The sequence below is a fragment of the Rhizobium sp. CIAT894 genome (genome assembly GCF_000172795.2).
Taxonomy (GTDB): domain Bacteria; phylum Pseudomonadota; class Alphaproteobacteria; order Rhizobiales; family Rhizobiaceae; genus Rhizobium.
On record NZ_CP020947.1, the window covers coordinates 1,997,111 to 2,009,350 of the forward strand.

Here is a 12,240-nt window from a genome sequence, read left to right on the forward strand (position 1 = left end):
CGTGCCAACATTTTCGCCTAGCTTAGAGAAGGCGCTCCATCAGGCACTGACCTTTGCCAACGAGCGGCACCACGAATATGCGACGCTCGAGCATCTGCTGCTCGCCCTGATCGACGATGCCGATGCTGCCGCGGTCATGGGGGCCTGCAATGTCGATCTCGACGCTCTGCGCAAGACGCTCGTCGAATATGTCGATAACGAACTGTCCAACCTGATCACCGGTTATGATGAGGATTCGAAGCCGACCTCTGGCTTCCAGCGTGTTATCCAGCGTGCCGTCATCCATGTGCAATCGTCCGGCCGCGAAGAGGTGACCGGCGCCAACGTGCTCGTCGCGATCTTTGCCGAGCGCGAAAGCCATGCCGCCTATTTCCTGCAGGAGCAGGAGATGACCCGCTACGACGCCGTCAACTATATCTCGCACGGCATCGGCAAGCGCCCGGGCGCTTCGGAAGCGCGCCCCCCGCGCGGCGCCGAGGAGGAAGCCGAAAGCAGCAAGCCGACGGCGCGCGGCGGCGAGGAAGAGGGCGGCCCCAAGAAGCAGCAGGATGCGCTCAAGGCCTATTGCGTCAATCTCAACGAGAAGGCCAAGGGCGGCAAGATCGACCCGCTGATCGGTCGCCACGCCGAGGTAAGCCGTACCATCCAGATCCTGTGCCGTCGTTCGAAGAACAATCCGCTCTACGTCGGCGATCCCGGCGTCGGCAAGACGGCGATCGCCGAAGGCCTTGCCAAGCGCATCGTCGAAGGCAAGGTTCCCGAAGCGCTGGCCGATGCGACGATTTTCTCGCTCGACATGGGCACGCTGCTTGCCGGCACGCGCTACCGCGGCGATTTCGAGGAGCGCCTGAAGCAGGTCGTCAAGGAATTGGAAGAATATCCGGGCGCCGTGCTGTTCATCGACGAGATCCATACGGTGATCGGCGCCGGCGCCACCTCCGGCGGCGCGATGGATGCATCGAACCTCTTGAAGCCGGCCCTGTCGTCAGGCGCAATCCGTTGCATCGGTTCGACCACCTACAAGGAATACCGCCAGTTCTTCGAGAAGGATCGGGCGCTGGTGCGTCGTTTTCAGAAGATCGACGTCAGCGAGCCGTCGATCGATGATGCGATCGAGATCATGAAGGGCCTGAAGCCCTATTTCGAAGAGTATCACCACCTGCGCTATTCGAACGATGCCATCAAGTCGGCCGTCGAACTCTCGGCCCGCTACATCTCCGACCGCAAGCTGCCCGATAAGGCGATCGACGTGATCGACGAAACCGGTGCGGCCCAGATGCTGCTGCCGCCGTCGAAGCGCCGCAAGCTGATCACCGAAAAGGAGATCGAGGCAACGGTCGCCACGATGGCGCGCATTCCGCCGAAGACCGTCTCCAAGGACGACGAAGCGGTGCTTGCCAATCTCGAGCAGGAACTGCGTTCGGTCGTCTACGGCCAGGATATCGCGATCGAAGCCCTTTCGACCTCGATCAAGCTGGCGCGTGCCGGCCTTCGCGAGCCGAACAAGCCGATCGGCGCCTATGTCTTCTCCGGCCCGACCGGTGTGGGCAAGACCGAGGTGGCAAAGCAACTGGCATCGTCGCTCGGCGTCGAGCTTCTGCGCTTCGACATGTCGGAATATATGGAGCGGCACACGGTGTCGCGTCTGCTCGGAGCGCCTCCCGGCTATGTCGGTTTCGACCAGGGCGGTCTTCTGACGGATGGCGTCGACCAGCACCCGCATTGCGTCGTCCTGCTCGACGAAATCGAGAAGGCGCATCCGGATATCTACAATATCCTGCTGCAGGTCATGGACCACGGCACGCTGACCGACCATAACGGCAAGAAGATCGACTTCCGCAACGTCATCCTGATCATGACGACGAATGCGGGCGCGTCCGAAATGGCCAAGGCGGCGATCGGCTTCGGCTCGTCCAAGCGTACAGGCGAGGACGAGGAGGCGCTCACCCGCCTGTTCACGCCGGAGTTCCGCAACCGTCTCGATGCGATCATCCCGTTCGCGGCGCTGCCGACGGCCGTCATCCACAAGGTCGTGCAGAAGTTCATCATGCAACTGGAGGCGCAGCTTTCCGAAAGGAACGTTACCTTCGACCTGCATGAGGATGCGATCGCCTGGCTTTCGGAAAAGGGTTACGACGAGAAGATGGGTGCCCGCCCGCTTGCCCGCGTCATCCAGGACACGATCAAGAAGCCGCTGGCCAACGAAATCCTCTTCGGCAAGCTGAAGAAGGGCGGCGTCGTCAACGTCACGGTCGGTCCGAAAGAAGACGGCAAGCCCGGCATCGTGCTGGAGGCCATCCCGGATACGGCGCCGATCAAGCCGAAGCCGGAAGCCGAAGTCGCCCATCCCGAAGCGGACGAAGAGGGCGATGGCGAGTTGAAGACCAAGGCAGCGCCCAAGACCCGCGCCAAGACGGTGCCGCAGGCCGAGCCTGAAGTCCGCGACGCGCCCAAGAAGGGCAGCACGGTTCCGAAGGTTCCACGCAAGAAGTGAGTTTTTGGAGCAGAATAAAAAAGGCCGCGTCGCGGCCTTTTTGGTTTTTGGCTGAAACGGACAGGTCGACCTTACGCCAGTGCCGCCCTGATCTTTTCGGCATTGGCGGCAAGCACGGCGCCATCCTCCATCTTGCCGGAGTGCGGCTTGAGTGCGGCGCCCTCGTGGCGCGGGATGACGTGGAAATGCAGATGAAAGACCGTCTGTCCTGCCGCCGGCTCGTTGAACTGGGCGATGAACACGCCATCGGCGTCGAAGACGTCCTTGACCGCCTTGGCGACCTTTTGGACGACTGAAATGGCATGGGTGAGGGTGGCTGGATCGGCATCGAGGATATTGCGCGACGCCGCCTTTGGAACGACGAGCACATGGCCTGGCGCCTGCGGCATCACATCCATGAAGGCGACCGTGTGTTGGTCCTCGTAAATGCGGTGCGAAGGGATTTCGCCGCGCAGAATCTTGGCGAAGATGTTGTTGTCGTCATAGGCGCTGGTCATCGCGAAATCTCCTCTTCACGCAGTCGTTGATCGGGTAGCGCGGCCGGCAGGGCGGCGTCAATCCTCCTGCTGGCGCTCGCCCTTGCGGAACGGGCTGTGCTCGGTCAGCACCTCGCTCATCTGTTCGACATCGGCGCGCTCGCGCGCGAGATAGTCGCCGATCGCCCGGCGAAGGCCGGCATGGGCGACGTAATGGGCCGAATGCGTCGTCACCGGCAGGTAACCGCGGGCGAGCTTGTGTTCACCCTGGGCGCCGGCCTCGACCCGTTTCAGCCCTTTCGCAAGCGCAAAGTCGATCGCCTGGTGATAACAGACCTCGAAATGCAGGAAGGGATGATCCTCGATGCAGCCCCAATGACGGCCATAGAGCGTGTCGCCGCCGATGAAATTGATCGCGCCGGCGATATAACGCCCATCGCGTTTGGCCATGACCAGCAGGATGTCGTCGGCCATGCGTTCGCCGATCAGCGAATAGAATTTGCGGGTGAGGTAGGGGCGGCCCCATTTGCGCCCGCCGGTATCCATGTAGAATTTGAAGAATTGGTCCCAGATGCGTTCCGTCAGGTCGCTGCCGGTCAGCCAGTCGATGCTGATGCCGTTTTCGAGTGCGGCGCGGCGCTCCTTGCGCAACGCCTTGCGCTTGCGCGAAGCCAGTGTTTCCAGAAACTCGTCGTGATTGGCATAACCGTCATTGATGAAATGGAACTGCTGGTCGGTACGGTGCAGATAGCCGTCCATTTCGAAGACGCCGATCTCATCATCCGGCACGAAGGTGATATGGGCAGACGAGATGCCCAGCCGGCGCACGACCTCCTTCAGGCTTTCGGCGATCGCGCTTTGGATCGGCAGCCGTTGCAGCCCCGCAGTGACAAGAAGACGCGGGCCTGTTGCCGGCGTGAACGGAATAGAGCATTGAAGTTTGGGATAATAACGCCCGCCGGCCCGCTCGAAGGCATCGGCCCAGCCATGGTCGAAGACATATTCCCCCTGGCTGTGGTTCTTGAGATAGCCGGGCAGGGCGCCGATCAGCTCGCCGCGATCGGTCTCGAGCAGCAGGTGGTGGCCGAGCCAGCCGGTCTCGGCGCTGGCCGAACCGGATTCTTCCAGCGACGACAAAAAGGCATGCGAAACGAAGGGGTTGTAGGCAAGCGTGGCGCCACTCTTCGACGCCCCGGAAAGCCTGGACCAGCTCTCCGGGGAAATCGCGGTGAAGGAGCGTTCTACGCGAATGGATAATTCGTCGGTCATGCGGCAGATACGAAGCCTGTGGGAGGATGGTCTCGGCTTTGTTTCAGTCTGCGCATGATCTTGGCCAAAAAGCGAGCGTCAAACCGCACGCGGGTCGAAACCTTCGAAGGTCATCTGATCTGCATTGGCGAAGGTCCGCCGGCGTGCCTCTTCGTCCCGCACCGTCCAGGTAATGACGGGAATGCCCTTGTCGCGTTCGCCTGATATGAAGGCGTTCGGCAGCTCGTCATAATAGTAGGAGATGAAATCGAGACCGATCTCCATTGCATTCGCATGCGTCGCGAACGCCTCCGGCGTGCTGCCCTCGGCGGTCAGCCCGAGCGGGTAGGGTGAGCCAAGCGCCTTCAGATCGCGCAGCAGCCAGTGGTCGAAGCTCATCAGCGCCACCTTGCCCTGATAGCCTTCGAGCACTTCGAGAACGGCTTCGGCAAAACCTTCGTCATCGGTCTCCCGACCCTTGAGCTCCAACACCAGCGGCACCTTGCCCTGGACGAGATCGAGAAGCTGACGCAGCGTCGGCACCTTGTCGCTCGTGCCGCCGACGGCGATCAGTCCGAGTTCCCTGGAGGTGCGCTCGCGCACATCGCCGTTGAGATTGCACAGGCGCTGCAGGTCCTCGTCATGAAAGACGACCGGCACGCCGTCGGAGGCGTAATGCAGATCGCATTCGATCGCAAAGCCGGCTTCGACGGCGCGCGAAAAGGCCGAAAGCGTGTTTTCCCAGACGTCTCGGTTGAGGTCGTGATAGCCGCGATGGGCGACCGGCAGGTCCCTGATCCAAGCTGCGTTGGTCATTCTTCGATTTCCATGATAGCATCGATTTCGACTGCGGCATTCAGCGGCAGGGCGGCCATGCCGACGGCGGCACGTGCATGTTTGCCGGCCTCGCCGAGCACGCCGGCAATCAGGTTCGAAGCGCCGTTGATGACGAGATGCTGCTCGACGAAGTCGGGCGCCGAGGCGACGAAGCCATTCAGCTTGATGACGCGCCGGATGCGGCCGAGATCGCCGCCAAGTGCCGCCTTCGCCTGAGCAAGGATGTTGATGGCGCAGAGTTCGGCGCCGCGCTGGCCGCCTGCCACGTCGATGGTCTTGCCGAGATGGCCCGACACAGCGATCTTACCGCCTTCGAGCGGCAGCTGGCCGGAGATATACAGAAGATTGCCGCTGATGACGTAGGGAACGTAATTTGCAGCAGGTGCTGCGGCTTCGGACAGGGTTATCCCCATCTCAGTCAGGCGTGATGCAATTTCATCGGACATTTTCGTCTCCGCTTTTGTTGTCAATTCTTCAAAAATTATGGATCAAGACTGGAATCTTTAATATGACAGTTTCGAGCCTCGATTTGGCCGAAAGCGTTCTTATAACATCGCGGCCGAGTCCAACAGGAGTTAATGAATGTTCCGATCAGGTCTTGTCGCTTTGCTTCTCGCCAGCGTTTCCGCCAATGCATGGGCGGCTGCGCCCGCGGTAAGCGCTGCGATCGCGACCGGCCTCGTCGCACATCGCGCGGTCTACGATCTGGAACTGAAGGACGCCTCGGATCGCTCCGGCATCGCCGGCATGTATGGTCGCATGGTCTATGAGTTCGACGGCAGCTATTGCCAAGGCTTCACCACCAATTTCCGCTTCGTGACCCAGATCGACACCGGCGACAGCGTACGCGTCAGCGACCAGCAGACGAAGACCTTCGAGAATCTCAAGGACGGCAAGTTCACCTTCGACACCAAATCCTTCACCGATGACCAGCTCGACAAGGAGGTCAACGGTGCCGCTCTGGATCAGCCGGATGGCGTCAAGGTCGATCTCATGCAGCCGTCGAGCCGCGAACTGCAGCTGGCCGAAAGCCGTTTTCCCACGGAACATATGCTCGACGTGATCCAGAACGCCAAGGACGGCAAGCGCTTCTTCGAGGCGCGCGTCTTCGACGGTTCCGACGACGGCGACAAATCGCTGGTGACGACGACGATCGTCGGCAAGCAGCAGACGCCGGTTGTCGACGAGGCCGATGCCGGCAATGCCGGCGCTTTCTCAAAGACGGCCTTCTGGCCGGTGACGATCGCCTATTTCAACGAGAATGCGAAATCGGATGCCTTGCCGGTCTACCGCATGTCCTTCAAGCTCTATGAGAACGGCATCACCCGCGACCTGACGATGGATTACGGCGATTTCGTCCTGACCGGCAAGCTCGCCAAGCTGGAGCTGCTTGATCGCAACGCCGAGGCTTGCAAGTAGGCGTTCAGGGTTTTCGACTGTCATAAAACTGTATCATAAAGCTCACTATTGTGCGGCGACCAGCGATGATTGAGTCGCCTTTTGTCGTCCTGTTCTTCGTGTCGGTGCGATCCTAGCGGCCAGTCCATCGCGATGGGGCCTGTTTATTGCGAAAATGGGCTTCCAGACGATTATGCCCCGCAAGCCTGGAAAACCCTAGCGATGGCCGATACCGATCTCGCGACTGTTCAAAACCCCGCCCTGCCGGTTGTCGCCGCCGACCCGGCGGAAATTGCCCGCATTTCCGACAGCATCGATATCTCCGACCGCGCCGGCATCTCGGTCTATGGCGACCGCGCCCAGCAGTCGGTCAGCGATTATGCCGACAGGATCCTGCGCGAGGTCCGCAACAAGGATCTCGGCGAAGTCGGCCGGCTCTTGACCGACATCATCCTCAAGTCGAAGAGCCTCGATCCGGCGTCATTGAAGGATAAGGGTTTTCTCAGCCGCATATTTCTCTCCGCCAAGGCCCGGCTCGAACGGTTCAAGGCGGAGTTCGAGGACGTGGCCGGCCAGATCGACCGGATCGGCCTGGAGCTCGACCGTCACAAGGATACGCTCAGGCGCGACATCGCGCTGCTCAACGACCTGCATGAGGAAACCCGGCAGTCGATCATGCGGCTCGAGGCCTATGTGCAGGCCGGCAAGACGTTTGCCGAACGGTTTCGCAGCGTCGAGCTGCCGAAGCTGAAGGCGCAAGCCGAGGCGGCTGCGACCGGCCCCGGCGGCGGCATGCTGGAGGCGCAGACCTATCAGGACAGCCTGCAGGCGCTCGACCGGCTGGAAAAGCGGGTCTTCTACCTGCAGCAGGCCCGCCAGCTCGGCATTCAGCAATTGCCGCAGATCCGCATCGTCCAGGCAGGTGACGAAACGCTGATCGAGAACCTGCAGGCGATTTCGGCACTGACGGTGCCGGCCTGGAAGCAGAAGATGGTGATCCTGCTCGGGCTGACGCGGCAAAAGTCGGCGCTCGAGCTGCAGAAGGTGGTGACCGACGCCACCAATGACATGATCCGCCAGGCATCGGAGATGATGAAGGACCAGGCGATATCAATCGAGCAGCAGTCGCAGCGCGGCATCGTCGATATCGATACGCTCGCCAAGGCGAACAGGGATCTGATCGATACCATATCCCGCGTGCTGCAGGTTCAGGAGGAGGGGCGCCGCAAGCGGGGGCTCGCCGAGCAGCAGATGGAGCAGATGACGATCGAACTCAAAAAGGCGATGACTGGGGCGTGATCGGCAAGATGGCGATGCGAACACTGCTCTCAGGCCTGGCGCTTCTTGCCGTTCTGCCCCTTGCCGGCTGCAATCCCTTCGGCCAGGGGCCGGAGTTCTCGATCGTCTCGGGATCGGAGAATATTGTTCTGCAGCCGATCGTCGAGGAATTCTGCAAAGAGAAGAATGCGACCTGCACTTTCAAATACGAAGGCACGCTCGATATCGGCCTGGCGCTGCAGCGCGATGAGGGGGTCGAGCAGGATGCGGTCTGGCCGGCATCGAGCGTCTGGGTCGACATGTTCGACACCAAACGCAGGGTCAAGAGCCTGACCTCGATCGCCCAGACGCCGGTGGTGCTCGGTGTGCGCAAGTCGAAGGCTGAGCAACTCGGCTGGATCGGCAGGGACGTGTTCATGAAGGACATTCTCGCCGCCGTCGAAAACGGATCGCTGAAATTCCTGATGACCTCGGCGACGCAATCCAACTCGGGCGCCAGCGCCTATCTCGCAATGCTGTCGAGCGCGCTCGGCAACAAGCCGGTGATCGAACCTGGCGATCTCGACGACAAAAACGTTCAGGAGAGCGTCCGCTCGCTGCTTTCAGGTGTGGTGCGTTCTTCCGGCTCTTCCGGCTGGCTTGCCGATCTCTATGTCGATTCCGTCGGCAAGGGCACGGTCTACGATGCCATGTGGAACTACGAGGCGGTGCTGAAGGAGACCAACGACAAGCTGGCCGCCCTGTCGCAGGAGCCGCTTTACGCGGTCTATCCGGCCGATGGCGTGGCGATGGCGGATTCGCCGCTCGGCTTTGTCGATCATGGCCGTGGGGCCGAAGTCCAGACCTTCTTCAACGATCTGCTCGCCTATCTCCGTTCGGCTCCCGTGCAGCAGCGCATCGCCGATACCGGCCGGCGCATCCCGCTGACTGGCGTTGCCGCAAAGCCGGAACCGGGCTGGAATTTCGATCCGACCCGGCTGGTGACGGCGATCCGCATGCCGGAGCCGGGCGTCATCCGCCAGGCGCTCACGCTTTATCAGGCCGCTTTGCGCAAACCCTCGCTGACGGCGCTCTGTCTGGATTTTTCCGGTTCGATGCAGGGCAATGGCGAGGACCAGCTGCAGAAGGCGATGCGTTTCCTGCTGACACCTGATGAAGCCAGCAAGGTGCTGGTACAATGGTCTCCCGCCGACCGGATCATCGTCATTCCTTTCGACGGCAGCGTACGCAACACCTTCATGGCAAGCGGAAATCCGCTGGAGCAGGAAGGGCTGCTGAACGAGATTTCGCTGCAAAGGGCCGGCGGCGGCACGGATATGTATGCCTGCGCCGAACGGGCTTTGCAGCAGATCGCTGGAACCAACAGGCTCTCGACCTATCTGCCTGCCATCGTCATCATGACCGACGGCAAGTCCGACGATCGAAGCCAGGCCTTCATGAACGATTGGAACGCGACCGAGCCGCATGTGCCGATCTTCGGCATCACATTCGGCGATGCCGACAGGACCCAGCTTGACAGCCTTGCCAAGCTCACCTTGGCGCGCGTGTTCGACGGCGGTTCGGATCTCGCGACCGCTTTCCGCACCGCGCGCGGCTATAATTAGGACGGGCATGCGCAACTGGCTCGGCAATGACGGCAACTGGATCGTGGCGGGAGTGGCGGCTGCCATCACTATGCCGCTCTTGAGCCTTGTCGCCGGCATGCCCTTCTGGATCGCTGCCATCATCGCCCTTCTGATCTTTGCCGGCCTCGTCATTCTGTTGGCGCCACGCCGGCTGTTCGAAGGGCTCGATATCAAAAGCATCGGCAGCGGGCGCATCGCCTTTGCCCGCGACCTGCTGGAAGCCGCCATTCCCTCTGCTGAGAGGCTGGAGGCAGCCGCCGACACGATCAGCGATCGGAAGATGGCAACCGCAGTCCGCCATCTTGCCGAAATCGCCGCCGATGTCTTTCGCAAGGTCGAGGCCAAGCCGGAGAGCGCCAATGCCGTGCGGCGGTTCCTCTCTTATTATTTGCCGCGTGCGGCCGAGGTGGCGGAAGGTTTTGCCGTCATCGAGGCCAAACGCGTCCCCGACCCCAGGCAGTTGGAGGAGGTCCGCACCGTGCTGGTCAAGCTCGAAGAGGCCTTCGTCCATTATGCCGACAGCCTGGTCGACGAGGCGCTCGGCACGCTCGACACCGATCTGCGCCTTATTCAGGCATCGCTCAAAGAGGATATCGGACGCTGATGGCCCTTTCTCGTCGCGCCTTTGGAGTGGGACTGCTCGGAGCCGGTGTCGTCGGCACCGGCGGTTATTTCGCTGTCCGGGATCGGCCGGAATTGCAGGGTCTGCTCGGCGCCCGCACGACACTGTTCGGCTTCGTCGGCGGCGAGAAAGAGCCTTTTCTCGCCGACCCGGACGTTATCAAGGCGCTCGGCGCCTACGGATTGACTTTGGATAGCCGCGTCGCCGGCTCCGTCGAGATGGTGCGCGAACAGGCATTGCTGTCGCAGCATCCGCAATTCCTCTGGCCGTCCTCCTCGATCATGGTCGATCTCGCCAGGCAGAACGGCATCGGCATCCGCAACGACCGCGTCGTGCTGAATACGCCGCTGGTCGTCTATTCCTGGCAGCCCGTGGTCGACGGACTGATGAAAGCCGGATTGGTGACGATGACCAGCGAAGGCCATCATCAGCTTGATCTCAAGGCGCTGCTCGATGCGATCCTTGCCGGCGCCGACTGGTCGAAACTCGGCGTCAACTCGCTCTATGGCCGAGCCCGGATCGTCGCGACCGATCCCAACCGCTCCAATTCCGGCTTCATGTTCTCAGGGCTCGTGCTCAGCCTTTTCAGCGGCAATGTCGCGACGGTAGGCGACCTTGCGACGTTTGGCGGCAAGGTGCAGGCGATCTTCCGCAACATGGGCTTCAAGTCGCCGTCGTCGGGCAAGCTGTTCGACCAGTATCTGGCCGGCGGCCTCGGCGGCGAGCCGATGATCGTCGGCTATGAGAATCAGCTGGTCGAGTGGATCCTCGCCGATCCCGCGCGCTGGGACCGCATCAAGACGAGTGCCGGGGCAAAGCCGGTGGTGCTCTATCCGCGTCCGACCGTCTATTCCGCGCATCCGCTGATCGCCGTCGACGAGAACGCCAATCGGCTGATCGAGGCGCTGGCAAGCCCGAGGCTGCAGGAGCTCGCCTGGACGAGGCACGGGTTCCGCGGTCCGCTGGGAGCCGTCACCGGCAATGCCGACGGCGCTATATCGGGTCTGCTGCCGACCGAGGTCGACGCCGTCCTGCCGATGCCCGACGCCGGCGTCATGCTGTCGCTCCTGTCGATGTTGGCAGGCTGAAGCGAATGAAGTCGGATTTTTTGGCATAAGCCTTGCTTTTACGCCAAATCGAATGTATGGGCACCACCATTCCACACGTAAGGCATGGGATCGTCCGGGAGAAATCCGGGCTGTTCCGCCCGGTGGCATCCTCGAAGAGGGTGCTGTTCGCCTTGCGGAGGTTCAACCGGAAAAGGATAAAAAGGCATGGCATTGCCCGATTTCTCTATGCGCCAGCTTCTCGAAGCAGGCGTCCACTTCGGCCACCAGACGCACCGCTGGAACCCGAAGATGAAGCCGTACATCTTCGGCGATCGCAACAACATCCACATCATCGATCTGGCCCAGACCGTTCCGATGCTGTCGCGCGCCCTTCAGGTCGTCAGCGACACCGTTGCCCGCGGCGGCCGCGTTCTCTTCGTCGGCACCAAGCGCCAGGCGTCGGAGATCATTGCCGACAGCGCCAAGCGTTCGGCCCAGTACTACGTCAACTCGCGCTGGCTCGGCGGCATGATGACGAACTGGAAGACGATCTCCAACTCGATCCAGCGCCTGCGCAAGCTCGATGAGATCCTCAATGGCGAAGCCCAGGGCTTCACCAAGAAGGAACGCCTGAACCTCGAGCGCGAGCGCGAAAAGCTCGATAAGGCTCTCGGCGGTATCCGTGATATGGGCGGCACGCCGGACCTGATGTTCATCATCGACACCAACAAGGAAAAGATCGCGATCGACGAAGCCAAGCGCCTCGGCATCCCGGTCGTTGCGATCATCGATTCGAACTGCGATCCGGACCTGATCGACTATCCGATCCCGGGTAACGACGACGCATCGCGCGCCATCGCTCTTTACTGCGAGCTGATCTCCCGCGCCGCCATCGACGGCATCGCGCGTCAGCAGAGCTCTTCCGGCCGCGATCTCGGCGCATCCTCCGAAGTTCCGGTCGAGCCGGCTCTCGAGGAAGCAGCCGAAGGCTGATGAAAGCGGGCGGATCGAAAGCTCCGCCAAAGCTTACAGAGACTGGGGAAAAGGCCGCTCGCGACTCATCGAAGTTCGGCGGCCTTGCCTGTTTCAGGGCGAAGGCGTCAGGCTCTTTGCCAGATAAGTTTCGTTATGGCGCGTCTTCATCACGCTGTCATACATACAGGTACATTTCGTGCCTCAATCCGGTGCCGAGCCGCGCTTTGCGGTCCACCGT

11 protein-coding genes are annotated in these 12,240 nt (G+C 61.4%); 7 read left to right on the top strand and 4 right to left on the bottom strand.

Annotated features, from left to right (window positions below; all coding sequences use genetic code 11):
* The first annotated feature begins 1 nt into the window (after position 1).
* Positions 2-2,494 (top strand): ATP-dependent Clp protease ATP-binding subunit ClpA, encoded by a 2,493-nt coding sequence (gene clpA, locus RHEC894_RS09965; RefSeq protein ID WP_085737142.1) that lies wholly within the window; start codon positions 2-4, stop codon positions 2,492-2,494.
* Positions 2,495-2,565: 71 nt separating this feature from the next.
* Here clpA and RHEC894_RS09970 read toward each other — a convergent pair whose 3' ends face one another.
* The 4 genes from RHEC894_RS09970 to RHEC894_RS09985 form a co-directional block, all read right to left on the bottom strand.
* Entirely contained in the window at positions 2,566-2,991 is a 426-nt protein-coding gene (locus RHEC894_RS09970) for an HIT family protein (RefSeq protein WP_010068625.1), read from the bottom strand.
* Positions 2,992-3,048: 57 nt separating this feature from the next.
* A complete protein-coding gene (locus RHEC894_RS09975; RefSeq protein WP_085737143.1) occupies positions 3,049-4,239 on the bottom strand; it encodes a GNAT family N-acetyltransferase in 1,191 nt (396 codons plus the stop codon).
* Positions 4,240-4,317: 78 nt separating this feature from the next.
* A complete protein-coding gene (locus tag RHEC894_RS09980; RefSeq protein WP_085737144.1) occupies positions 4,318-5,034 on the bottom strand; it encodes a glycerophosphodiester phosphodiesterase in 717 nt (238 codons plus the stop codon).
* Positions 5,031-5,501, bottom strand: coding sequence for a RidA family protein (locus RHEC894_RS09985; protein WP_085737145.1), 471 nt, complete (start codon positions 5,499-5,501; stop codon positions 5,031-5,033). Before RHEC894_RS09985 ends, RHEC894_RS09980 begins: the two co-directional genes overlap by 4 nt.
* A gap of 136 nt (positions 5,502-5,637) precedes the next feature.
* On the opposite strand from RHEC894_RS09985, the gene RHEC894_RS09990 reads away from it, so the two are divergent.
* The 6 genes from RHEC894_RS09990 (at position 5,638) to rpsB (ending at position 12,020) form a co-directional block, all read left to right on the top strand.
* Positions 5,638-6,474 carry a cell envelope integrity EipB family protein gene (locus RHEC894_RS09990; RefSeq protein WP_085737146.1) on the top strand — a complete coding sequence of 279 codons (837 nt, stop codon included), beginning with the start codon at positions 5,638-5,640 and terminating at the stop codon, positions 6,472-6,474.
* Positions 6,475-6,675: 201 nt separating this feature from the next.
* Positions 6,676-7,752 (top strand): toxic anion resistance protein, encoded by a 1,077-nt coding sequence (locus RHEC894_RS09995; RefSeq protein WP_085737147.1) that lies wholly within the window; start codon positions 6,676-6,678, stop codon positions 7,750-7,752.
* A gap of 14 nt (positions 7,753-7,766) precedes the next feature.
* The gene (locus RHEC894_RS10000) at positions 7,767-9,335 is read left to right on the top strand and encodes a substrate-binding domain-containing protein (RefSeq protein WP_085738929.1); all 1,569 of its coding nucleotides are present in this window, start codon (positions 7,767-7,769) and stop codon (positions 9,333-9,335) included.
* A 7-nt stretch (positions 9,336-9,342) separates the two neighbouring features.
* Positions 9,343-9,960, top strand: a complete 618-nt coding sequence (locus tag RHEC894_RS10005) for a 5-bromo-4-chloroindolyl phosphate hydrolysis family protein (RefSeq protein WP_085737148.1) — start codon at positions 9,343-9,345, stop codon at positions 9,958-9,960.
* Entirely contained in the window at positions 9,960-11,066 is a 1,107-nt protein-coding gene (locus RHEC894_RS10010; protein ID WP_085737149.1) for a substrate-binding domain-containing protein, read from the top strand. The genes RHEC894_RS10005 and RHEC894_RS10010 overlap by 1 nt, the downstream gene beginning before the upstream one ends.
* Before the next feature lie 186 nt (positions 11,067-11,252).
* A complete protein-coding gene (gene rpsB, locus RHEC894_RS10015; protein WP_003573382.1) occupies positions 11,253-12,020 on the top strand; it encodes a 30S ribosomal protein S2 in 768 nt (255 codons plus the stop codon).
* Positions 12,021-12,240 lie beyond the last annotated feature (220 nt).